Origin of the sequence: Thermomonas haemolytica (assembly GCF_004346265.1) — a bacterium.
Taxonomy (GTDB): Bacteria; Pseudomonadota; Gammaproteobacteria; order Xanthomonadales; family Xanthomonadaceae; genus Thermomonas; species Thermomonas haemolytica.
Window position 1 is genome coordinate 658,869 of sequence record NZ_SMAP01000001.1, and the last position, 23,360, is coordinate 682,228.

A 23,360-nucleotide genomic window follows, 5' to 3' on the forward strand; every position below is an offset into this window, starting at 1 on the left:
AGCCCATGCGCGACATTCCGGCGATGGTATCCAGGGGCGCGCTGCTTGCCGCCCTGTACTTCGCCGGGGCCGGGATGACCGTGCTCTACCTGCAGACCCCGGCCGACGTGGCGCTGTTCTGGCCGGCCGCCGGCATCGGCTACGCGATGGTGCTGCGCTTCGGCAAGCCCTACGTGCTGGCCATCGCCGCCGGGCAGGCGCTGCTGCACCTGCTGCTGGTGCCGGCGCCGCCGCTGTTCCTGCCGTTTTCGATCGGCAGCAATGCGCTGGCGACCTGGCTGGCGGCGGCGTACGTCAGCGCCCATGCACGCCAGCTGCGGCTGCGTACCAGCGACGGCTTCCTGCTGATGCGCGGCGCCGGGGTGCTGTGCCTTGCAAGCGCCGGGATCGGCAGCCTCGGGATGCTCGTCGCCGGCATGATCGCGGCCGCGGACTGGCCGCGCGCCTTCCTGCAGTGGGCGCTGGGCGACTTGCTCGGCGCCACCGCCACCACCTCCAGCATGCTGTTGCTGTTCGGGGTGCCGCGCCAGGAGCAGACCCGTCTGGCCCCCGCCCTGGGCAGCCTACGCGAACGCCTGCTGTGGTCGCTGCTGATGGCGCTGCTGCTGGCCGGCGGGATCGCGATCGCGCATCGCGGCAGCATGTATCCGCTGGCGATCGCCACCCTGCCGCTGGCCCTGCTGCTGTGGTCGGCGGCGCGCTTCCCGCCCACCTTCACCTCGGTCGCTACCACGGTGGTGACCATCACCCTGGCGCTGATCCTCGGGCTGGGCATTGGCCTGGACGGCGTCCAGCGCCCGGATTCACTGCAGGACACCGCGCTGCTGGTGAGCTCGCTGGTGGTGGTCTCCACCATCCCGATCCTGCTCGCGGCGTCCTACCACGAGCGCTTCGTGGCGATGGCCGCGCTGCACCAGCGCGCCACCCGCGACCCGCTGACCGACCTGCTCAACCGCGATGCCTTCGAGGAGCACGCGCGCCTGCGCCTGGCCGCCAATGCCGGCCCGCTCAGCCTGCTCTACATCGACCTGGACAATTTCAAGCTTGTCAACGACTCCGCCAGCCATGCCGCCGGCGACGAGATGCTGCGGCATGCCGCGCGCCTGGTGCAGGCGGAATTCGCAGCCGGTGATGCCTTGATCGCACACAGCGGCGGCGACGAATTCACCGTGCTGGCCGCGCTGCCCGACGAACAGGCCGTGGCCGCGGCGCGCCGCCTGTTGGGTGCGATCGAGGCGATGCGGGTGGCCTGGCAGGGCGGCAACCTGCGCATCACCGCCAGCATCGGCCTGGCCGGCAGCCAGCCGCCGCATGCCAGCTTCGACGAACTGCTGTCGCAGGTGGACGCCGCCTGCCACGAAGCCAAGGACCTCGGCGGCAACCGCGTGCTGGCGACCGCCGAGAACGCGGAAAGCCTGCGCAACCGCAGCCGCATGATGCGCAGCGCGCTGGATGCGCGCGAGGCGCTGGACCAGCGCCGGCTGGAGCTGTGGTGCCAGCCGATCGTCCCGCTGGCGCAACCGGCGCAGCCGAACCGGGTGCATTTCGAGGTACTGCTGCGCTGGCGCGACGGTGAGGGCCTGCTGCGGCCGCCGGCCAACCTGATCGCGGCGGCCGAACGCTTCCGCCTGGGCCCGCGCCTGGACCGCCACGTGCTGGATGCCACCCTGGCATGGCTGGAATCGCATCCGGACGTGGCCGCGCGGGTCGCGCAATGCAGCATCAACCTCGGTGCCGCGACCCTGGTGGACGAGGAATTCGGCGAGTATCTCGCCGCGCGCCTGCGACGCAGCGCGCTGCGCGCCGGGCAGCTGTGCCTGGAGATCACCGAGACCAGCGTGGTGCGCGACATGACCCGCACCCGCCGCTTCATCCGCCGCATGCGCAACCTGGGCTGCAGCTTCGCGCTGGACGACTTCGGCACCGGCTTCTGCTCCTTCAGCTACCTGCGCGACCTGCAGGTGGATTACCTCAAGATCGACGGCAGCTTCGTGCGCGACCTCGCCAGTTCGCCGCTGTCGGAGGCGGTGGTGCGCTCGATCACCGAGATCGCCCACCTGCTCGACATCCGCGCGGTGGCCGAGCATGCGGAGGACGAAACGCAGATCGACCTGCTGCGCGCGTTGGACGTGGACTACGCGCAGGGCTATGCGTTCCAGCGCCCACTGCCGATCGCGGAGTTCTTCGGGGTGAAGTCCTAAGGAAATGGGATGGACGCGCGGGGAACCGCGACGCGATCCGGCGCGTGGCCGGGCGCACCGTCCTGCGGCCGGTCCCGCGGCAGGCCACCGGCGGCGGCCTGGATCGCCAGCGCATCGTCCAGCAGGGCGGCGGCGGTGACCTCGGCGCCGGCGCCCGGCCCCTGGATTACCAGCGGCTGGCGCGGATAGCGGTCGCACCAGATCGCCACCCGGTTGTCGGTGCCGCTGCCGCCGGCCAGCGGATCGTCCGCGGCCAGCGCCTCCAGCCCCACCGTCGCGCGGCCATCGGCCTGCAGGCGGGCGATGAAGCGCAGCCGCTGGCCGCGCTTGTAGGCCTCGGCGTAGCGCGCGCGCAGCGGCGCATCCAGCACCGGCAAGGCCGCATCCAGCGCCGCACGCGACGCGCCGGCCAAGGCATCCGGGACCAGCGACTGCACGCGCACGTCGGAAGCTTCCAACTGCACGCCAGCGGCCCGCGCCAGGATCAGCAGCTTGCGCCGCACGTCCTCGCCGGACAGGTCCTCGCGCGGGTCGGGCTCGGTATAGCCCGCCGCCTGCGCCTCGCGCACGAAGCCGGAGAACGGCCGTAGCCCGTCGTAGTGGTGGAACAGCCAGGCCAGCGAGCCGGACAGCACCCCGGCGATCGCGTGGATGCGGTCGCCGCCGGCCTGCAGCGCGCGCAAGGTGCGCAGCAAGGGCAAGCCCGCGCCCACCGTGGCGCTATCGCCGTAGCACGCATGGCCGGCGGCGGCCGCCTCCTGGATCGCCCGCCAGCGCGCCAGCGTGGTGCCCTGCCCCAGCTTGCAGGCGGTCACCACGTGGATGCCCTGCGCCAGCCAGTGCGCGTGCCGGTCCGCCACGGCCTCCGAGGCGGTGGCGTCGATCACGATGCGGGTCGCGGCGCCGGCCAACGCGGCGTCCACCCGTTCCAGCCGGCTCGGCTGCGGCGAGGCACCCAACAGCTGCCGTAGGTCGCCCCCCAGCATCAACGGCGCGGCCTGCGCGGTGCGCGAATTGGCCACGTACGCCAGCTGCAGACGTTGGCCCAGCGCACTGCCCTGCCAGCCGGCCAGGCGTACCCATACCGCGCGTCCCACGGTGCCGCTGCCCAGCAGCGCCACCCGTGCCGGTAGCGGCTGCGGCGCCTGCAGCGCGTCCGCGTGCGTGCTCACCGTGCCGCCTGTGGCGCGTGCACGCACGCGGCCTGCGCGCGCCCGAGCGCGGCGGCGAGGTCGGCCACCAGGTCGTCGGCATGCTCGATGCCCACCGACAGCCGCAGCAGGCCATCGGAAATCCCGGCCTGCGCGCGCGCCTGCGCGCTCATCGCCGCATGGGTCATGGTGGCGGGATGCGCGACCAGGCTTTCCACCCCGCCCAGCGACTCGGCCAGGGTGAACCAGCGCAGGCCGTCGAGGAAGGCGCGCACCGCCGCCTCGCCGCCCTCCAGTTCCAGGCTCAGCATCGCCCCGAAGCCATATTGCTGGCGCGCCGCGATGGCATGCCCCGGATGCGTTGGCAGCCCCGGCCAGTGCAGCGCGCTCACAGCCGGGTGGCCGTCCAGCAGCGCCACCAGCGCCTGCGTGTTTTCTTGATGCACGCGCAGGCGCGCCTCCAGCGTGCGCAGCCCGCGCAGGGTCAGGAAGCTGTCGAACGGCGCGCCGGTCAGGCCCAGCGCGTTCGCCCACCACGCAAGTTCAGCATGCAGGCCGGCATCCTTCGCCACCACCGCGCCACCGACCACGTCGCTGTGGCCGTTGATGTACTTGGTGGTGGAATGCACCACCGCGTCCGCGCCGAAATCGGCGATCGGCCGCTGCAGCAGCGGCGACAGGAAAGTGTTGTCCACCACCACGCGCGCACCGGCCGCATGCGCAGCGGCGATCGTCGCGCGCAGGTCGGTGATGCGTAGCAGCGGGTTGGATGGCGTCTCGATCCAGACCAGCGCAGGCTGCCGTGCCAGCGCCTCGGCCAGCGCGCGCTGATCGGTGAGGTCGCAGGTCAACAGTTCGAACGCGCCCTTCGATGCCAGCGCGTTGAACAGCCGCCAGCTGCCGCCGTAGCAGTCATGCGGCACCACCAGCACGTCGCCCGGCCGCAGCAGCGCGTGCAGCACCACGGTCACCGCCGCCATGCCGGTGGCGGTGACGACGCCGCCCGCGCCGCCTTCCAGCGCGGCCAGCGCCTCACCCAGCAGGTCGCGGGTGGGGTTTCCGCTACGGGTGTAGTCGTAGGTGCGCTTGTCGTTGAAGCCGGCGAAGCTGAAGTTGCTCGACAACACCAGCGGCGGGGTGACCGCGCCGAAGGCGGTGTCGCGGTCGATGCCGGCGCGCACCGCGCGGGTGGAGGCGCGCGCCGGCGCGGCGGAAAGGGAATCGCTCATGCAAGGGCTCCGTGCGGCAGTGGGGCGGAATCGGGATCAGGGGCGCGCCGGCAGCGGCGCGGCCAGCTCGCTGGCCAGCAGCGCATCCATGCGCGCGGTGTCCTTCAGGAAGGCGTCGTGGCCGTACTCCGAACGCAGCACGCGCAACCGGCCGTGGCAGCCGAGGCCTTCCTGCAGCGCCACCGCATCCGCCAGCGGCACCAGGCGGTCGCCATCCACCGCAATCACCGACACCGGCAGCCGCACCTGCGCCGGGTCCACCCGGTGCAGGTCGATGGATTCGGACAGCCGCAGCCAGGCGGTGGCGGGCATGCGCGCGACGAACTTCGCGCCGGCCGCGTCCAGATAATCCTCGGCGGCCACCCGTACCCGCCCGTTGCACAGCACCGGCGGCGCGTCGAACCGCTCGGCGAACTCCTCCGGGGTGCGGTAGCTGAGCATGGCCAGCTGGCGCGCCAGCGACAGGCCTTGCTCATCCGCACATTGCAACTGCCCCAGCGCCACCACCTTGCGCTGCAGTGCGCGCCAGGCCGCGGCATACGGATGCGGGCGATGCGCGCCGCTAACGGCGATCAGGCGCCGCAGCCGCTGCGGATGGCGCACCGCCAATTGCAACCCGACCAGTGCGCCGTAGGAATAGCCGACGAAGACCGCCAGCTGCGCGATGCCCAGCGCATCCAGCAGCAGCGCCACCGCGTCGGCCTGGTCGGCGGTGTCGATCGGGGCGTCCAGCGCGCCGTCGGCACCGACGTAATCGAACGCGAGGATGCGCCAGCGCGCCGGGTCCAGCGCGCGCCCGGCGTCCAGCAGGCCCTGGGCCCAGCCCGGGGACGGGTCCAGCACGTTCGCCGCCACGTGCCGGTGCGCGGAAATCCCGCCCGCCACCAGCGCCACCGGCGCGTCCTCGGGGCCGGCCAGCTCGTACTGCAGGTGCAGCCGGCGGGTACCGGCATAGCGGGTGGCCAGCACCGCATCGATGCTGCCGCGGCCGGCGGGAATGGCCGGGCGCGGCGGCGCGTGGGCCGCCTCCGGCGCCGGGACGGGGCGGGAAGGGGCGACGGCGCTGCGTTCGGCGGGGGAAGGATGCATGGCGGACTCCGGGCGGTGGACGGGCCATCGGAGTCGCGCGGGGGTGCGGGAAGAGAGCCGACACGTCGGCGTCGCGCGCCGCGCGTGCGGCTTCGCAACCATCTTCCGGCAGACGCTCAGGTCCCCGCAGGATTTGGCACCTCGCGGCGGCTTGCGCCGCCCGCAGGTTGCCCCGGCATCAAAGGGCCTGTCCCTCCGCCGGTCTCGATGGATGCGCGCAGTCTGCGCAGCCGCCGGCGCCGTGTCAATCGCTTCATTCGGATAAAGCGATTCATATAACGCATCGTCATGTCCCTGGCTCCGGCATACTCGCGCCGATGCCGTCCCTGCCCCGCCCTCTGCGCGCACTCCTGGTGGCCAGCCTGCTGGCGCTGCTGCCGCCCGACGTGCCGGCGGCCGACCCGCCCGCCGCCGCGCCCGGCCCGAACCCGGCCTTGGCCAGCCTGCGGGTGGAGCCGAATGGCAGCGAATACCTGGTATGGGCAGACAACCATCTGGCCGGGCCGATCGAAGTGCGGCTGGACAGCGCCGGGCCGCCGCCGGCCTGGAGCCAGCCGCCGCTGCCGGCGCGCGCCGGGGTGCCCGCCGGCGGCAGCGCGCTGCTGGCGCACCTGCGCATGCCGCCAGGCAACGGGCTGCTGCGGCTGCGGCTGGAGGCCACGCCCGGCAGTTCCAACGCGCGTCCGCGCGACGTGGCCTACCTGTTGCCGCTGGCCGACCCGCAAGCGCGCATCGACCAGGGCTTCGAGGGCGGTTTCAGCCACCAGGACCCGGAAAACCGCTACGCGATCGACTTCGCCACGCCCGAAGGCACCCCGGTGCTGGCCGCGCGCGGCGGGGTGGTGATGCAGGTGCAGGACGGTTTCAGCGGCCACGGCCTGGACCCGCACCGCGATGCCAGCCGCGCCAACCTCATCCGCATCCTGCACGACGACGGCAGCATGGGCCTGTATGCCCACCTGGCCAACGGCGGCGCGCGCGTGCGCGTCGGGCAACGGGTGGAGGCCGGCCAGCGCATCGGCCTGTCCGGCAATACCGGCTACAGCACCGCGCCGCACCTGCATTTCGCGGTGCAGGTCAACCGCGGCATGCAGCTGCTGTCGATCCCGTTCCGGCTGGCCGGGCCCGCGCAGGGCGCAAGCGCGCCAGATTGAAGCGATGCGGCCCCCGAATGCGCCGGGTCCGAACGGATGCGGCCTATGCCTCGTCCTCGGCGACCACCGTCGGCTGCACCCATTCGCGCCACTGCGGCAGCCGCTCCAGCATGCCCACCGAGCGCAGGTAGGCCTCGTCGGGCTCGCGCCCGGCCACCAGCGCGGTGGCCACGTGCACCGCACCGGCCACCCAGAACCCGGCGGCACGCAGGTGGCCGGGACGGTGCTGGTAGGCCACCGCCTCCACGATCGGCATCGGCAGCCCCCACAGGCCCATCAGATAGGCGCCCGCTTCGGCGTAATGCGGGCCTTCCTCGCCCGGCTCGCCCGAGGACACGCCCGGCAGCAGGCGCCCGACCTCGGCCAGCAGGCTGGCGGTGGCGGCCAGCTCGGCGCTGGGCCCGGGCAGCAGGCGGCGGGCCAGGTTCGACGCGCGCAGGGCGCGGTCCTGCATGGCCTCGCGCTCCTGGCTGCTGGCCAGCTTGGGGCCGCCGAAGGCCTCGATGGTGAGCACCATCCGCAGCAGGGTCTGGTGCCCCAGGCGGGTGACCGCACCGCGCATGTCGGTGATCTCGCGCCCACCGGAGAAGTACGCCGAGTTGCACAGGCGCAGCACCTTGGCGGCGATCGCCGGGTCCTGCGACAGGGTCTGGGCGATGGCGGCGTTGCTGGCGTCCGGGTCGCGCAGCAGGCGGGTCAGCTGCAGGTACAGCCGCGGCGGCGGCGGCAGCGAGTTGATCCGGCCGAGCACCCGCTTCAGGGCTTCATTGTCGAGCAGCTCGCGCAGGTCCACCACGCTTTCCACCGCGGCCACCAGCTCGGCCGCATCCAGCGGGCGCGCCAGCACCCGGTGGGCGCCATCCAGGCCCTGCGCGATGTCCACGCTGGCTTCGTCCGGGTTCTGGTCCAGCAGCAGGATGCGCACCGCCTGCGGGTACAGCGCGGCCACCCGCGCCAGCAGCTCGGGGCCGCCGATCGGACCGGGCCGCAGCCCGCACACGAACACGTCGAAGGCGGACATCGCCGGATCCACGGTGGTGCCGGCCGGCAGCCAGTCGATGGTCCAGTCCAGGCCGTAATCGGCCAGCAAGGCGTCGAACTCCGCGGCCCGACCCGCGTCTTCCCCGGCAATCACGATGCGCACTGCGTCACCCTTTCCCTTTGGCGTACCCGTTTGGCGTGCCCGTTTGGCGTACCCCTGCCGCGCCTGCCGACGGCCGGCATCCGCCCCACCGCGCAGCCACGCCGCCCAGAGTACACCGCCACACCGGCGGGAGCGACGGCCCGCGCCCGCGATCGCGGCGGCCGTCACATCCGGGGCCACGCGCGGGGGCCGGCTATAATTCCGCGATGACAGACGTTGCAACCGAAGCCGCGCGCCGGCGCACCTTCGCCATCATCTCCCACCCCGACGCGGGCAAGACCACCCTCACCGAGAAGCTGCTGCTGTTCGGCGGGGCGATCCAGATGGCCGGCAGCGTCAAGGGCCGCAAGGCCGCGCGCCACGCGACCTCCGACTGGATGGCGCTGGAGAAGGAGCGCGGCATCTCGGTCACCAGTTCGGTGATGCAGTTCCCCTACGCCGGACGCATCGTCAACCTGCTGGACACCCCCGGCCATGCCGACTTCGGCGAGGACACCTACCGCGTGCTCACCGCGGTGGATTCGGCGCTGATGGTGATCGATGTGGCCAAGGGCGTGGAGGAACGCACCATCAAGCTGATGGAGGTCTGCCGCCTGCGCGATACGCCGATCATGACCTTCGTCAACAAGCTCGACCGCGAGGGCAAGGACCCGGTCGAACTGCTGGACGAGATCGAATCGGTGCTGGGCATCCAGTGCGCGCCGGTGACCTGGCCGATCGGCATGGGCAGCCGCCTGAAGGGCGTGGTGCACCTCATCACCGGCGAAGTGCACCTGTACGAGCCGGGCCGCAACTTCACCCGCCAGGATTCCACCATCTTCCCGTCGCTGGACGCGCCGGGCGTGGAGGAAGCGATCGGCGCGGAGCTGCTGGCCGAGCTGCGCGAGCAACTGGAACTGGTGCAGGGCGCCAGCCATCCGTTCGATGCCGAAGCCTACCTCGCCGGCCGGCAGTCGCCGGTGTTCTTCGGCTCGGGCGTGAACAACTTCGGCGTGCAGCCGCTGCTGGACTTCTTCGTCGAGCATGCGCCGGCGCCGCGTGCGCGCACCACCACCACCCGCGAGGTGCTGGCCGACGAACCCAAGCTCACCGGCTTTGTGTTCAAGATCCAGGCCAATATGGATCCGCAGCACCGCGACCGCGTGGCCTTCATGCGCATCTGCTCCGGCAAGTTCGTGCCGGGTATGAAGGTGTTGCACGTGCGCAGCGGCAAGGAGATGAAGCTGGCCAATGCGCTGACTTTCATGGCCTCCGACCGCGAGATCGCCGAAAGCGCCTATCCGGGCGATGTGATCGGCATCCACAACCACGGCACCATCTCGATCGGCGACACCTTCAGCGAAGGCGAGCCGCTCAGCTTCACCGGCATCCCCAGCTTCGCGCCGGAGCTGTTCCGGCGCGCGCGCCTGCGCGATCCGCTCAAGCTCAAGCAGTTGCAGAAGGGCCTGGCGCAGCTGTCCGAGGAAGGCGCGACCCAGTTCTTCAAGCCGCTGATGAGCAACGACCTGATCCTCGGCGCGGTCGGCATGCTGCAGTTCGACGTAGCCGCCTACCGCCTGAAGGACGAATACGGGGTCGAGGCCGCGTTCGAGCCGGTGCAGGTGGCCACCGCGCGCTGGATCCGCTGCGACGACGCCCGCGCGCTGGAGGAGTTCCGCGAGAAGAACGCGATGAACCTGGCGCTGGATGCCTCCGGTGCCCTGGTCTACCTCGCGCCCTCGCGGGTCAACCTGCAGCTGGCGCAGGAGCGCGCGCCCAAGGTGCAGTTCCTGGCCACCCGCGAACACGCGCAGGCGGTCGCGGTCTGAGCGCCCGCACCGCCACCCGCTCGTGGTGCTCCCACGCCGCGGTCCGTTCGCGGTGAACCTGCGTCGCAGTCCGTTCGTGGTGAGCCTGTCGAACCATGAACGGGCTGCGCCGTGCGGCCTATCGACGCCCGCACGGGCGCATCGCGGTCAGGACGCGATGTAGCGCTGCAACTGGTCGAGGGTCTGCTGCTGCTCCTCGATCACCGCCTTGACCAGGTCGCCGATCGACAGCACGCCCACCACGCGGCCGCCGTCCAGCACCGGCAGGTGGCGGATGCGGCGGTCGGTGACCAGCTGCATGCAGTGCTCCACCGTATCCGTCGGTGCCACCGTGCGCACCTGCGCGGTCATGATCTCGCGCACCGGGGTGTCCTTCGAGGCGCGCCCCTGCAGCACCACCTTGCGGGCGTAATCGCGCTCGGACACGATCCCCACCAGCGCGGGGCCCTCCATCACCAGCAGCGCGCCGATCTCGCGCTCCGCCATCCGACGCAGGGCCTCGATCACCGGAGCATCGGGGCCGATCGAGACGATCTCAGCCGGTTTCGCGTCCAACAGCTGCCGTACCGTGCGCATGGCCGACTCCTTGCGGTCTGGGGCGATGCGCCGAGGATACTCCGTCCGCCGGCCGCCAGACATCCACCAGGTACAGCGGCCGCTGCTTGGATTCCTCGTACAGCCGGCCGAGGTATTCGCCGATCATGCCCAGCGCCATCAGCTGCACCCCGCCCAGCAGCAGGATCACCGCCATCAGCGACGGCCAGCCGGCCACCCGGTCGCCCCACAGCAGCGCGCGCACGACCACCCAGGCGCTGAACCCGAACGCCAGCAGCGAGGTCATCAGCCCCACGTACGTCGCCAGCCGCAGCGGCGCGGTGGAAAAGCTGGTGATGCCCTGCAGCGCGAAGTTCCAAAGTCGCCAGAACCCGAACTTGCTGCGCCCGCCCACACGCGCACCGCGCTGGTAGGGAATCTCGGCCGCGTTGAATCCGATCCAGCCGAACAGGCCCTTCATGAAACGCTGGCGCTCGCGCAGCTGGCGCAGCGCGGCCAGCGCGCGCGGCGAGAGCAGGCGGAAATCGCCGGTATCGCGCGGCACCGGGGTGGCCGACAGGCGGCCGATCAGGCGGTAGAACAGGTGCGCGCTGGCGCGCTTGAGCCAGCCCTCGCCGGCGCGCGCCACGCGCACCCCGCGCACGTCGTCGAACCCTTCCCGCCACTTCCGCACGAATTGCGGCAGCAGCTCGGGCGGGTCCTGGCCGTCGGCATCCAGCACCAGCGCCGCGCCGCATTCGACGTGGTCCAGCCCGGCGGTGAGCGCCGCCTCCTTGCCGAAGTTGCGCGACAACCGCAGCAGCGCCACCCGGGCATCCTCGCGCGCATAGCCCTGCAGCAGCGCCCAGGTACCGTCGCGGCTGCCGTCATCCACGCACAGCAAGCGCGCGCGCAGCCCCTCGCGCTCGGCCGCATCCAGCGCCGCGCGCAGGCGCGGCCACAGCGCGGGCAGGGCTTCGGCCTCGTCGTAGGCCGCCACCACCAGGGTCAGCTGGCGGTCTTCGGGCGGGATCTCGTGCATGCGCGCAGTATGCCAGCGCACCGCCCGCCGCCCGTCCTCATTCCGGCGCGCTCATTCCAGCGTGCGCAGGAACCCGGTGCCGCCAAGCGCCGCCATCTGGCCCTGGATCGCCTGCGCACGCCGCTGCACATACGGCCCGGGATGCGCCGCATCGTAGCGCTTGGGACTGGGCAGCACCGCCGCCAGCCGCGCCGCCTCGGCCGCCGACAGCGCCTGCGCATCCTTGCCGAAGAAGCGCCGCGCTGCCGCCTGCGCGCCATACACGCCATCACCGAACTCGGCAATGTTCACGTACATCTCCAGGATCCGGCGCTTCGGCCACAGGGTTTCGATCAGCACCGTGTACCAGACCTCCAGCCCCTTGCGCAGCCAGCGGGTGGGGCCGCTGCCCTGCCACAGGAACAGGTTCTTGGCGGTCTGCTGGCTGATGGTGCTGGCGCCGCGCAGGCGCCTGACCGGCGTGCCGCGCCGCTCGGCCCGCGCGAGCATGCGCTCGTTGTGCGCCTGCGCCTTCTCGATGGCGTCGAAGTCGAACCCGTGGTGGCGCGGGAAGTTCTGGTCCTCGGACGCGATCACCGCCAGCGGCAGCTGCGGCGAGATCCGCGCCAGCGGACGGAAGTCATAGCGCACGCGGTAGCCGGGGTCGCCCTCCAGCGCGGCCTGCCCCCAGCGCGCCAGCATGAACGCCGACAGCGGCGGGTCCACCACCCGCAGCAGCAGCACCTGGGCCACGCTCAGGGCGATGCCCAGCAGCGGCAGCTTCCACCACCAGCCGCGCAGGCGGCGTTTCCAGCCGCCGCTCATGCCGGCCGACCTTGCGATCGCGCCGCGCGCGCCCCATGTCGTTGCATCATTTCCCTCCCCGTCGGCGCCGCCATTATCCGCGCGCGCCCGCCACCACGGAACCGCCATGCCCCAGACCCAAGACACCCTGCTGCGCTTCCTGCTGCCCGACGCCGGCGTGCGCGGCGTCGCCGTCCACCTGGACGCGGCCTGGCAGGCGATCGCCGGCCGCAGCCACTACCCTGAGGCGGCCGCCACCCTGCTGGGCGAGGCCGCCGCCGCCGCCGCCCTGTTCACCGGCCATGCCAAGGTGGACGGGCGGCTGTCGGTGCAGCTGCGCAGCCCCGGCGCGATCGGCACCCTGTTCGCCGAATGCACCGCCAGCGGCGGCCTGCGCGGGATCGTGCGCCTGCGCGAAGACGCCGGCGCACCGCCGCAGGATCTGCGCGCGCTGGGCGAGGGCGCACTGCTGGCGATCACCATCGAGAACCCCGCGCTGGGCGATGCCGAACCGATGCGCTACCAGGGCCTGGTCAGCCTGCAGGCCAGCCGCCTGGATGCCGCATTCGAAGGCTATTTCCAGCAGTCCGAGCAGCTCCCCACGCGCCTACTGCTGGCCTGCGACGGCACCCGCGCGGCCGGGCTGCTGCTGCAGAAGCTGCCCGGCGCGGAGGGCGACGAGGACGGCTTCCGCCGCGCCAGCGCCCTGTTCGACACGCTCGGCCGCGAGGAGCTGCTGGCGCTGCCGCCGGCCGAGGTCGTACACCGCCTGTTCCACGAGGAAACCCCGCAGCTGCTGGGCGAGAAGCCGCTGGCATTCGCCTGCTCGTGCTCGCGCGAGCGGGTGGAGGCGATGCTGGTCTCGCTGGGCAGCGAGGAGGCCGACGCCGCGGTCGCCGCCGGCGACGGCGAGGCCCGGGTCACCTGCGAGTTCTGCGGCCAGGACTACCGCTTCGATGCCGCGCAGATGGCGACCCTGTTCGCCCAGGCCGCAGCCGCCCACCCCAGCCCCGCGGCCCTGCAATAAGCCTGCGCCGGCCGCACCGCGGCGCGGATGTGACGGCGCGCACGGGGCGGCGTCCGGCCAGTTGTTAAAGAAACATAAACACGCTAACCTGCTTCCCTGCCCCTTTGCGGGAACTTTGCCGTCCGCGGTCAGTCCATCTTCTACGCCATGCCGTCGCGCCTTACGCCCATCGCCGCCGCCGTGCTCGCCCTGGCCTTCGCCAGCGGCGCGGCGCACGCGCAGGCGAAGCAGGACAAGCGCAGCGATACCCGCATGGTGCCGGTGCTGAACAAGGCCAACGGCAAGCTGGAGGCGGTGCTGATGCTGGAGCCGGCCGCGGGGGCCAACGGCAACCGCTGGCGGTTCGGCAACACCTCGCTGGAGGCCACGTTCGGCCTGCAGTCCGGCAATTCGCTGGCGCTGCTGTGCGACCGCCGCGGCGGCATGGCGCCGGCGATCGGCCAGCTCGCCAGCAACTGCGTGCTCGCCTCGCTGGAAGGCGACGGCAAGAACAACGGCATCAGCCGCCATGCCAGCGCCGGCCTCAACCTCGTGCGCCCCGGCGCCAAGGCCGGCCTGAGCGTGGGCAGCGGCCACGACACCCTGCCCGCCTGGCTGAGCCCGGGCACCCTGGGCGGGGCGCGCTATACCCAGAACGACGTCTCCCTGTTCGCCGAGAAGTCCCTCGGCGGCGAAGGCTTCGTCAGCGTCGGCGGCACCGTGGCGCGCGCGCGCCTGATCCCGGCGGCGGACGTGCCGCAGCTGGCCGACCAATGGAACACCCGCAGCCTGAGCATCGGCGGCGGCTACGGCAACTTCGGCGCCAGCATCATCGGCCGGATCGTGAACGTGCCCGGCGAGAGCGAGGTGTGGAAAGGCGTGGGCCTCGGCCTGACCTGGCGCACCCCGTGGAACGGCCAGCTCAGCGTGGGCGCGGACAACGTGATCACCCGCGGCAAGAACCCATTCGCCTCGAAGAACGGCGAAAGCGACGAAGGCACCGTGCCTTACGTGCGCTACCAGCAGGACCTCTGATCCCGACGCGCCAGATACAGACGCGTACAGTGCCCCACTGCAGAAAGCCGCATCACAACAAGATGCGGCTTTTGTGCTTTCAGGGCAGGAAGGCCAGACTGGCGTCGCCGGAGAAGGTCTGCATGCGCACCTCGCCCTTGCCGGCGCCGTAGCGGGCGCGCAGGCTGGAGCCGGGCCCGAAGCCCTCCTTCTTCGGCACCGCGCCCGGGGCGCTGAGCTTGCCGCTGAAGGTTTCCGCGGACAGGTTCGCGGAGAGCGTCGCCGGCAGCTGCAGGCGCAGCTCGCCGCTGACCGATTCCAGTCGGATCTCGCCATCCTCGGCCAGTGCCGCCTTCAGCTGCATGTCGCCGGACACGCTGCTGGCGGACAGCCGCCGCAGGCGCTCGCCGAGGGTGTCCAGGCGGATGTCGCCGGACACGCTTTCCAGCGAGACCTCGCCGTTCAGGCGCCCCTGCAGGACGAGGTCGCCACTGACGGTCTCGACCTTGAGCTGCGGCGTGTTCATCGCCAGCTGCACGTCGCCGCTGACCGCGCTGATCCGCGCGCGCTGGGGGGCGCCGTTGGCGCTGATGTCGCCGCTCACCGCCTGCAGCGACAGCTCGCGCGGGGCCACGCCGCTGACGCGGATGTCGGCGCTGACCGTGTTCACTTCGAGGTCGGCCAGCCGCGGCACCTGCAGCACCAGCTGGCTGGGCTCCGGGTTCTTGCTGCGCGGCGGGTACTGGATCTTGATCCGCAGCACCCGCGCATCGCCTTCCACCGAGAGCTTGTCCACGCCGGTGCCGAGGGTGCCGGACAGCTTCACCTCCGGGCGGTCCCAAGCGATCACTTCCACCCGGCCGCGGGCGTTTTCCACTTCCACCCGCCCGCGCGGGTCCAGCGGGCGGGTCTGGTCGATCGGGGTGCCGGCCAGCGCCGGCAGGCTGGTGGCCAGCAGGGCCAGCGACAGGAAGGGGGCGAACAGGCGCATGGTCGGTGTCCTCAGGCGTAAAGGGCGCGCCGCGCCAGGGCGATGCGGCGGGCGTAGGTCTGGCGCAGGCGTTCCAGCAGCAGGCGCGAATCCGGCTGCGCGCGCAGCGCCTGGCGGATCTGCTCGGCGCTGCGGTCGAGCGCCTGCATGCCCGGCTGCCAGCTGGCCGGGACCTGGCGCAGGCCGATCTCCGCGAGCGCGGCTTCGTAATGCCGGGTGAGCAATGCTGCCTCCGGTGGCAGCGTCGCGTGCGTGTCGGCGGCCACAGTGGCGGTCGACGCGGCGGCCGACGCGGCCTGCGTCGCCGATGGCGGCGAACCTGGCCCGACCGGCGCGCCCGGGCGCAGCTGCCAGGCCAGGCCGAGTGCCAGCGCCAGCGAAGCGGCCAGCGCCAGCGGCCACTGCCAGCCGCGCCGGTGCGGCGGCAGGCGGGTGGGTGGCGGCGTGGCAGCCGCCTGCGCCGGCAGGCGCGCGGCGATTTCCGGCCACAGGTCGCGCCCGGGCTCGATCTCCCGGCGCAGGCCGCGCAGGGCCAGGCGCAGGGCGGTGTCGTCGGTATCGTGCGGGTTGCTCATGTGCAATCTCCGATGCGCGCGCGCAACAGGCCGCGGGCGCGGTGCAACTGGGCCTTGGAGCTGCCCACCGCCATGCCGAGCTCGGCGGCGATCTCCTCGTGCTTCCATCCTTCCACGTCGTGCAGCACCAGCACCGCGCGGGCGCGCGGCGGCAGGCTGGCGACCGCACGGTCGAGGTCGCGCCCGAGCTGGGCGCGGCTGGCGGTGTCGGGCGTGGCCACCGCGTCCAGCGCCGCGTCGTCCTCGTGCCAGGGCCGGTTGCGGCGGCTGCGCAGCTCCATCAGCGCGGTGTTCACCGCCAGCCGGTGCAGCCAGGTGGACAGGGCGCTGTCGAAGCGGAACGTGGGCAGGGCCTGCCAGGCGCGCACGAAGGCTTCCTGGGTGAGATCCTCGGCGCGCGCGCCGGCCTGCCCGACCAGCCGCACGATCACCCCGTGCAGGCGCCGGTGGTGGCGGCGGTAGAGCTGCTCGAACGCGGCCACGTCGGCCTGCGCGGCGCGACGGGCGAGATCGGCGTCGTCATCCTCCAGCGGAGCTGGCGGCAGGGCCTGCGGCATCGGCATGGTGGACATCAGCATAGCCACTGGGATGCCGCGCCGGCGCAAAAGGTTTAGGGACGGTCTGAACAACGCCATCCAGGCGTTGTCAGCCCACGCCGAGTCCGGCACAGGTCCGGACTCGGCTCACACGCATCCATCACTTACGTGATGGATGCGTGGCCGGCCATCCATGGCCGGCAGGAACCTCTGAGTTGTTCAGAGGTTCCTTAGACCGCTCCGGCCGGGAACGTCCCGGCCGGGCGGTGGTCTGCGGCGGGCCGGCTCAGGCCAGCAGCGGGTTGGGCTTGTCCGCGTCCAGCTTGTACAGCTTGAGCGCGCGCGCCACGTCCTTGGCGGTCAGCTTGCCCTCGGCGGCCAGGGCCGCGACCGCGGCGTGGGCGACGTGGAAGCGGTCCACCTCGAAGTGCCGGCGCAGGTTCTCGCGGGTGTCGCTGCGGCCGTAGCCGTCGGTGCCCAGCACCGTATAGCGCATCGGCACGTACTCGCGGATCTGGTTGGCGAACGCGCGCACGTAGTCGGTGGCGGCGATCGCCGGGCCCTGGCGGCCTTCCAGCTGCTGGGTGACCCACGGCTTGCGCGGCGCCTTGGCCTCGGGATGGAAGCGGTTCCAGCGTTCGGCATCGATGCCGTCGCGCGCCAGCTCGGTGAAGCTGGGGCAGGACCAGATGTCGGCCTTGATGCCGAAGTCGGCGTCCAGCAGCGCGGCGGCGGCGATCACCTCGCGCAGGATGGTGCCGCTGCCGAGCAACTGCACGCGCAGCTCGCCCTTCTTCGGCTTGCCGGCGTCCTGCAGCAGGTACATGCCCTTGATGATCCCCTCCTCGCTGCCGGCCGGCATCTCGGGATGGGTGTAGTTCTCGTTCATCAGGGTCAGGTACCAGTACTCGTCGTGCTGTTCGGCCAGCATCCGCTGCATGCCGTGCTGCACCAGCACCACCACCTCGTAGGCGAAGGTCGGGTCGTAGCTGCGCACATTCGGGATCAGCGCGCTCTGCACGTGGGAATGCCCGTCCTCGTGCTGCAGGCCCTCGCCGTTCAGGGTGGTGCGGCCGGCGGTGCCGCCGAGCAGGAAGCCGCGCGCGCGCATGTCGCCGGCCTGCCAGGCGAAGTCGCCGATGCGCTGGAAGCCGAACATCGAGTAGTAGATGTAGAACGGCAGCATCTGCAGGTCGCTGGTGCTGTAGGCGGTGGCCAGCGCCATCCAGCTGGCGAACGCGCCGGCCTCGGTGATGCCTTCCTCCAGCACCTGCCCGGCCGCGTCCTCGCGGTAGAACATCAGCTGGTCGGCGTCCACCGGCTTGTACTTCTGGCCCTGCGGGGCGTAGATGCCGAGCTGGCGGAACAGGCCCTCCATGCCGAAGGTGCGCGCCTCGTCGGCCACGATCGGCACGCAGCGCGGGCCCACCTGCTTGTCGCGCAGGATGATGTTGAACATCTGCACGAACGCCATCGTGGTGCTGATCTCGCGCTCGCCGGTGGACTTCAGCAGGCGCTCGAAGGTGGCCAGCGGCGGCACTTCCAGCGGCTTGCTGGCCTTGCGCCGGCGCTGCGGCAGGTGGCCGCCGAGCGCGGCGCGGCGCTCGCGCATGTACTCCATCTCGGGCGACTTCGCGTCCGGGCGGTAGAACGGGATCGCGCCGTCCTTCAGCTGGGCGTCGCTGATCGGCAGCTGGAAGCGGTCGCGGAACGCGCGCACCGCATCGTCGTCCAGCTTCTTGGTCTGGTGGGTGGGGTTCAGCGCCTCGCCGGCCGCGCCCATGCCGTAGCCCTTGACCGTCTTCGCCAGCACCACGGTGGGCATACCCTTCGTGTTCACCGCGGCGTGGTAGGCGGCATACACCTTGTGCGGGTCGTGGCCGCCGCGGTTCAGGCGCCAGATGTCCTCGTCGCTCATGTTGGCGACCATCGCCAGCGTCTCCGGCGACTTGCCGAAGAAATGCTCGCGGGTATAGGCGCCACCGAAGGCCTTGCAGTTCTGGTACTCGCCGTCCACGGTCTCCATCATGATCCGGCGCAGCGCGCCGCTGGTGTCCTTGGCCAGCAGCGGGTCCCAGTAGCTGCCCCAGATGGTCTTGATGACGTTCCAGCCGGCACCGCGGAACTGGCCTTCCAGCTCCTGGATGATCTTGCCGTTGCCGCGCACCGGGCCGTCCAGCCGCTGCAGGTTGCAGTTGATGACGAACACCAGGTTGTCCAGGCCCTCGCGGCCGGCCACGCCGATCGCGCCCAGCGATTCGGGCTCGTCGGTCTCGCCGTCGCCGAGGAAGCACCAGACCTTGCGGTCGGTCTTGGGCATCAGGCCGCGCGCCTCCAGGTACTTCCAGCTGCGCGCCTGGTAGATCGCCGCCAGCGGGCCCAGGCCCATGCTGACGGTGGGGGTCTGCCAGAAGTCGGGCATCAGCCACGGGTGCGGGTAGCTGGAGATGCCGCGGCCATCGACCTCCATGCGGAAGTGGTCGAGCTGGGATTCGTCGATGCGGCCCTCGAGGAAGGCGCGGGCGTAGATGCCCGGCGCGCTGTGGCCCTGGATGTAGAGCAGGTCGCCCGGGTGGCCGTCGGACGGGGCGCGCCAGAAGTGGTTGAACCCGACGTCGTACAGGGTGGCGGAACTGGCGAAGCTGGCGATGTGGCCGCCCAGCGAGCCGGGCTTGCGGTTGGCGCGCACCACCATCGCCATCGCGTTCCAGCGGATGATCGAGCGGATCCGCCACTCCATGTGCGCATCGCCCGGCATCGGCGGCTCCAGGTGGGCCGGGATGGTGTTGACGTATTCGGTGGTGGGCGAGAACGGCAGGTGGGCGCCGGCGCGGCGGGTCAGCTCGACCATGCCTTCCAGCAGCTGGTGCGCGCGCTGCGGGCCGTCATGGTCGATCACCGCCTTCAGCGATTCGATCCACTCGCGCGACTCCTGCGGATCGGGGTCGTTCTGCAGCATCTCGTTGAGCCAGTTCATCGCGCGCGTCCTCGCCGGAAACCTAAGTCGAGGGCGCAGTCTAGCAAGCCCGGCGCGGCGGAAGTTGCTGCATCGCAGCTCAAATCATGTTTTATCCGGGTTTTTCAAAAATCGGCACGGATGCCACCTGCGAACACACGCGCCCGGCCTGCGGGCAGGCCGGAGCGGGCGCAGGGAACAGGGGTGGCCGGAGCGGCACCGACACCGGGTGCCACCCACAGGGGCGGGATACCGCGCAGACCGACGCAGCCTCAGCCGGCGCGGGCCTTCATCTCGGCGCGGATCTGCGCGTCCACCGCGGCGAGTGCGGTCATGTTGACCACCCGCCGCGAGGACGAGGCCGGGGTGAGGATGTGCGCCGGCTGGTCCAGGCCCATCAGGATCGGGCCGATCGCCACGCCGCCGGTGGCCACGCGGATCAGGTTGTAGCCGATGTTGGCGGCGTCCAGGTTCGGCATCACCAGCAGGTTGGCGCGCCCCTTCAGGGTGGTGTTGGGGAACATGCGCTGGCGCAGCGCCTCGTCCCAGGCGGTGTCGGCCATCATCTCGCCGTCCACCTCCAGCTTGGGCGCGCGCTGGCGCAGGATCTGGTAGGCGCGCGCCATCTTCTGCGCGCTGGCGTCGGTATGGCTGCCGTAGTTGGAATGCGACAGCAGCGCCACCTTCGGCTCGATCCCGAACAGCTTCAGCCGGTAGCTGGCCTGCAACGTGGCCTCCGCGATCTGCTCGGCGCTCGGGTCCACCTGCACGTGGGTGTCCACGAAGAACCACGCGCCCTGGTCGTTGAGCACGCCGGTCATCGCGGCGGTGCCGGTGATGCCCGGCTCGAAGTCGAACACGCTGCGCAGGTAGCCCAGCTTCTTGTGGTAGCGGCCCACCAGGCCGGTGATCAGCGCATCCGCCTCGCCGCGCTCCACCATCAGCGCCGCGATCAGGGTCGGCCGCGAGCGCATCAGGTTCTTGGCCGCGTCCGGGGTGACCCCGCGGCGCTCGGTCAGGGCGTGGTACTGGCGCCAGTACTCGTCGAAGCGCGGGTCGTCGTTGATGTTGGTGAGTTCGAAATCGACCCCGGCGCGCATGCGCAGGCCGAGCTTGGCGATCCGGCTTTCGATCACCTCGGGCCGCCCGATCAGGATCGGGAAGGCCAGGCCCTCGTCGATCACCGTCTGCACCGCGCGCAGCACCACGAACTCCTCGCCCTCGGCATACACCACGCGCTTGCGGTCGGCGCGCGCACGCTCGTACACCGGCTTCATCATCAGGCTGGTGCGGTGGATGAACTGGCCCAGCTTCTCGCGGTAGGCGCCGATGTCGGCCAGCGGGCGGCTGGCCACGCCGGAGTCCATCGCCGCCTGCGCCACCGCCGGCGCCAGCATGGTCAGCAGGCGCGGGTCGAACGGGCGCGGGATCAGGTACTCGCGGCCGAAGGTGGGCACCTCGCCGCCGTAGGCCGCGCCGAGGTCGGACGACTCCATCCGCGCCAGCTGCGCGATCGCGCGCACGCAGGCCAGCTTCATCGCCTCGTTGATGGTGGTGGCCCCCACGTCGAGCGCGCCGCGGAAGATGTAGGGGAAGCACAGCGCGTTGTTGACCTGGTTCGGGTAGTCGCTGCGGCCGGTGGCGATGATCGCGTCCGGGCGCACCGCGCGCGCCTCGTCCGGCAGGATCTCCGGGTACGGGTTGGCCAGCGCCAGGATGATCGGGTTCTCCGCCATCGTGGCCACCATCTCCGGCTTGAGGATGCCGCCCGCGGACAGGCCCAGGAAGATGTCGGCCCCGGCCACGATCTCGGCCAGGGTGCGCTTGTCGGTGTCGCGCGCGTAGCGCGCCTTGTCCGGATCGAGGTTGGCGCGCCCGGTGTGGATCACGCCATCGCGGTCGAACGCCAGGATGTTCTCCGGCTTCACCCCCAGCGCCACCAGCATGTCCAGGCAGGCGATGCCGGCCGCGCCGGCGCCGGTGGTGGCCAGCTTCACTTCGTCGATCTTCTTGCCCGCCACCTCCAGCGCGTTCAGCACCGCGGCACCGACGATGATCGCGGTGCCGTGCTGGTCGTCGTGGAACACCGGGATCTTCATGCGCTCGCGCAGCTTGCGCTCGACGATGAAGCATTCCGGCGCCTTGATGTCCTCGAGGTTGATGCCGCCGAAGGTCGGCTCCAGGCTGGCGATGATGTCCACCAGCTTGTCCGGGTCCTTCTCGGCGACCTCGATGTCGAACACGTCGATCCCGGCGAACTTCTGGAACAGCACGCCCTTGCCTTCCATGACGGGCTTGCCGGCCAGCGGACCGATGTCGCCCAGGCCCAGCACCGCGGTGCCGTTGGAGATCACCGCCACCAGGTTGCCGCGCGCGGTGTATTCGCTGGCCTTGGTGGGATCGGCGGCGATCTCCTCGCAGGCGAACGCCACCCCCGGCGAATACGCCAGGGCGAGGTCGCGCTGGGTCACCATCGGCTTGGTGGCGGTGACCCGGATCTTGCCCCTCGGCTCGTGCCGGTGGTAATCGAGTGCGGCCTGCTTCAGGTCGTCTTGGGCGGCGTGGTCGGACATCGAAGCGTGTTCCCTGCTTGCGGTTGCGTGGCGGCAATTGGGGGATGATACCGGCTTCCCTCCGCCCGGTTCCCCGCGTGCCGCCCGCCTCCGCGCCTTCCTCCACGCCTTCGCGCCTGCCCCTGCCCGCGGCATGGCCGCTGCTGCTGGCGATCGCGGTGCTGCTGCTGTCGTGGCCGCTGCTGCGCAATCCCGGCTATTTCAGCCATGACGAGCTGCAGTGGGCGGTATTCGCCACCGACGGCAGCGCCGCGCCCTGGCGCGACACCCACGCCTTCCAGTACCGCCCGCTGGCGTTTTCGACGTGGATGGCGCTGTCGCGCGCGCTGTTCGCCACCCCGATGCAGTTCCACCTGGTGCTGGCGGCCTGGGGCGCGGCCAACGCGGTGCTGCTGGCGCTGCTCGGGCGCGGCTTCGGGCTGCGCCGCTGGCCGGCCGCGCTGGCCGCGCTGGGCTTCGCGCTCGGCCCGTTCGCCGCCTACGTGCACGGCTGGGTCGGCTGCATCGCCGACCTGCTGTGGCTGTCCTGCGCCCTGCTGCTGGGGCTGGCGGTGCAGCGCGCGCGCCATCCGTGGCAGGCGGCACTGGCCGCCGCCGTGCTGACCGCCGCGGCCCTGCTGGCGAAGGAGGCGGCGCTGGCGATCCCGCCGCTGCTGTGGCTGGGCGGGTGGTGGCAGGGGCGGCCGCGGGCATGGCGGGCGGCGTGGCTCGCCGCCGCAGCGGTGGCGGCGGCCTGGCTGGCCTGGCGCTGGGATGCGCTGCTGCACGCCCCGCAGGCCGGCGCGCCCTACGCGCTCTCGGCCTGGCATGTGCCGCGCCGCTGGCTGGAGTACCAGCTGTTCCCGCCGCTGCTGCCCACCTTCGAAATCGGCAACAGCCTGCGCCGGCTGCCGCTGGCGCTCGCCGCCGCGCTGGTCTGGCTGGGCGTGCTGGCGGCGCTGTGGCGCGCCGGCCGGCGTTGGCCAGCGCTGTGGCTGCTCGGCGGGCTGGCCACCCTGCTGCCGGTGCTGCCGCTGGCCACCAGCGCCAACCAGTACGGCTACGGCTATTCGGCGCTGGCCGCGCTGGTGCTGGCCGGCGCGTGGCCGCGCACGTCGCGCGCCGGACGTGCGGCGATCGCGCTGCTGGCGGTGCTGGCGGCACTGCACGGGGCGCTGGTGATGCGCCAGATCCGGCAGGTGGGCCGCATCCAGGCCGTGTTCTCGCCGGCACTGGCCGCCGCCGTGGCCGCCCGCGGCGACGGCCCGCCGCTGCGGCTGCGCCCTGCCCCCGATGCGCCGGACTGGGTATTCCGCCGGCTCACCCACGAAATCCCGCGCTATGCGTGCGTGGCGATCGGCGAGCGCGTGCAACTGGTGGGCCTGGATGCCCCGGCCGAGTTCGAGATCACTCCCGACGGCCGGTTGCATCGGCTGGGCGGAGATTGAGTGAAATGCGGGCCTTGTGCGTTATGGGCGATCAGGAAGTGAACCTGAAAATTCATATCGCCGCCTCCTGGCGATGGCGGTACGTTCGTGGTTCCTACCCTACGAGCGTGCGCCACGCACCAGGAGACGACCATGGCACTGTATGCC

Annotated in this window: 17 protein-coding genes, 1 pseudogene and 1 riboswitch; of the genes and pseudogenes, 6 read left to right on the forward strand and 12 right to left on the reverse strand. The window is 71.6% G+C overall.

The window, feature by feature from the left end:
* Positions 1 to 5 precede the first annotated feature (5 nt).
* Positions 6 to 2,201, forward strand: a complete 2,196-nt coding sequence (locus EDC34_RS03075) for a putative bifunctional diguanylate cyclase/phosphodiesterase (RefSeq protein WP_114960160.1) — start codon at positions 6 to 8, stop codon at positions 2,199 to 2,201.
* 95 nt (positions 2,202 to 2,296) lie between these two features.
* On the opposite strand, the pseudogene EDC34_RS03080 reads toward EDC34_RS03075, so the two are convergent.
* From EDC34_RS03080 to metX, 3 genes and pseudogenes are all read right to left on the reverse strand, one after another.
* A pseudogene (locus EDC34_RS03080) lies at positions 2,297 to 3,373 on the reverse strand (homoserine dehydrogenase family protein); the annotation flags it as partial.
* Positions 3,370 to 4,581, reverse strand: a complete 1,212-nt coding sequence (gene metB, locus EDC34_RS03085) for a cystathionine gamma-synthase (protein ID WP_114960162.1) — start codon at positions 4,579 to 4,581, stop codon at positions 3,370 to 3,372. The pseudogene EDC34_RS03080 and the gene metB, both read right to left, overlap by 4 nt.
* Positions 4,582 to 4,617: 36 nt before the next feature.
* On the reverse strand, positions 4,618 to 5,670 hold the full coding sequence (gene metX / locus EDC34_RS03090) for a homoserine O-succinyltransferase MetX (protein ID WP_114960163.1): 1,053 nt from the start codon (positions 5,668 to 5,670) through the stop codon (positions 4,618 to 4,620).
* Positions 5,671 to 5,765: 95 nt separating this feature from the next.
* Positions 5,766 to 5,884: riboswitch (SAM riboswitch) on the reverse strand.
* A gap of 103 nt (positions 5,885 to 5,987) precedes the next feature.
* Between metX and EDC34_RS03095 the strand changes: the two genes are divergently transcribed.
* Entirely contained in the window at positions 5,988 to 6,824 is an 837-nt protein-coding gene (locus EDC34_RS03095; RefSeq protein ID WP_114960164.1) for a M23 family metallopeptidase, read from the forward strand.
* A 43-nt stretch (positions 6,825 to 6,867) separates the two neighbouring features.
* Here the strand turns inward: EDC34_RS03095 and EDC34_RS03100 are convergent, their stop codons facing one another.
* Positions 6,868 to 7,968 (reverse strand): HDOD domain-containing protein, encoded by a 1,101-nt coding sequence (locus EDC34_RS03100; RefSeq protein WP_114960165.1) that lies wholly within the window; start codon positions 7,966 to 7,968, stop codon positions 6,868 to 6,870.
* A gap of 206 nt (positions 7,969 to 8,174) precedes the next feature.
* Here EDC34_RS03100 and EDC34_RS03105 point away from each other — a divergent pair, with 206 nt between their 5' ends.
* Complete coding sequence (locus EDC34_RS03105) at positions 8,175 to 9,776, forward strand: peptide chain release factor 3 (RefSeq protein WP_114960166.1); 1,602 nt, start codon at positions 8,175 to 8,177, stop codon at positions 9,774 to 9,776.
* Positions 9,777 to 9,923: 147 nt separating this feature from the next.
* On the opposite strand, the gene EDC34_RS03110 is transcribed toward EDC34_RS03105, so the two are convergent.
* The 3 genes from EDC34_RS03110 to mtgA are packed head-to-tail and all read right to left on the reverse strand — an operon-like array spanning position 9,924 to position 12,156.
* A complete protein-coding gene (locus tag EDC34_RS03110) occupies positions 9,924 to 10,352 on the reverse strand; it encodes a CBS domain-containing protein (RefSeq protein ID WP_114960167.1) in 429 nt (142 codons plus the stop codon).
* Positions 10,312 to 11,352 (reverse strand): glycosyltransferase family 2 protein, encoded by a 1,041-nt coding sequence (locus EDC34_RS03115; protein WP_114960184.1) that lies wholly within the window; start codon positions 11,350 to 11,352, stop codon positions 10,312 to 10,314. The genes EDC34_RS03110 and EDC34_RS03115 overlap by 41 nt, the downstream gene beginning before the upstream one ends.
* Positions 11,353 to 11,403: 51 nt before the next feature.
* Positions 11,404 to 12,156 carry a monofunctional biosynthetic peptidoglycan transglycosylase gene (gene mtgA / locus EDC34_RS03120; protein WP_114960168.1) on the reverse strand — a complete coding sequence of 251 codons (753 nt, stop codon included), beginning with the start codon at positions 12,154 to 12,156 and terminating at the stop codon, positions 11,404 to 11,406.
* Positions 12,157 to 12,262: 106 nt separating this feature from the next.
* On the opposite strand from mtgA, the gene hslO reads away from it, so the two are divergent.
* Both hslO and EDC34_RS03130 read left to right on the forward strand, forming a co-directional pair.
* Positions 12,263 to 13,162, forward strand: coding sequence for an Hsp33 family molecular chaperone HslO (gene hslO / locus EDC34_RS03125; RefSeq protein WP_114960169.1), 900 nt, complete (start codon positions 12,263 to 12,265; stop codon positions 13,160 to 13,162).
* Between the two features lie 180 nt (positions 13,163 to 13,342).
* Positions 13,343 to 14,176, forward strand: coding sequence for an XOO1806 family protein (locus EDC34_RS03130; protein ID WP_205388059.1), 834 nt, complete (start codon positions 13,343 to 13,345; stop codon positions 14,174 to 14,176).
* 79 nt (positions 14,177 to 14,255) lie between these two features.
* Here EDC34_RS03130 and EDC34_RS03135 read toward each other — a convergent pair whose 3' ends face one another.
* The 5 genes from EDC34_RS03135 to EDC34_RS03155 all read right to left on the reverse strand — a co-directional run bounded on the left by EDC34_RS03135 (position 14,256) and on the right by EDC34_RS03155 (position 21,786).
* Positions 14,256 to 15,146 carry a DUF4097 family beta strand repeat-containing protein gene (locus EDC34_RS03135; RefSeq protein WP_114960171.1) on the reverse strand — a complete coding sequence of 297 codons (891 nt, stop codon included), beginning with the start codon at positions 15,144 to 15,146 and terminating at the stop codon, positions 14,256 to 14,258.
* 11 nt (positions 15,147 to 15,157) lie between these two features.
* Complete coding sequence (locus EDC34_RS03140; RefSeq protein ID WP_114960172.1) at positions 15,158 to 15,721, reverse strand: hypothetical protein; 564 nt, start codon at positions 15,719 to 15,721, stop codon at positions 15,158 to 15,160.
* Positions 15,718 to 16,299: an RNA polymerase sigma factor gene (locus tag EDC34_RS03145; protein WP_114960173.1), complete on the reverse strand. Its 582-nt coding sequence runs from the start codon at positions 16,297 to 16,299 to the stop codon at positions 15,718 to 15,720. The genes EDC34_RS03140 and EDC34_RS03145 overlap by 4 nt, the downstream gene beginning before the upstream one ends.
* A 244-nt stretch (positions 16,300 to 16,543) precedes the next feature.
* Entirely contained in the window at positions 16,544 to 19,234 is a 2,691-nt protein-coding gene (gene aceE, locus EDC34_RS03150) for a pyruvate dehydrogenase (acetyl-transferring), homodimeric type (RefSeq protein ID WP_114960174.1), read from the reverse strand.
* 251 nt (positions 19,235 to 19,485) lie between these two features.
* The gene (locus tag EDC34_RS03155) at positions 19,486 to 21,786 is read right to left on the reverse strand and encodes an NADP-dependent malic enzyme (protein WP_114960175.1); all 2,301 of its coding nucleotides are present in this window, start codon (positions 21,784 to 21,786) and stop codon (positions 19,486 to 19,488) included.
* Between the two features lie 77 nt (positions 21,787 to 21,863).
* On the opposite strand from EDC34_RS03155, the gene EDC34_RS12195 reads away from it, so the two are divergent.
* The gene (locus EDC34_RS12195) at positions 21,864 to 23,213 is read left to right on the forward strand and encodes a hypothetical protein (protein ID WP_162797695.1); all 1,350 of its coding nucleotides are present in this window, start codon (positions 21,864 to 21,866) and stop codon (positions 23,211 to 23,213) included.
* Positions 23,214 to 23,360: the final 147 nt, after the last annotated feature.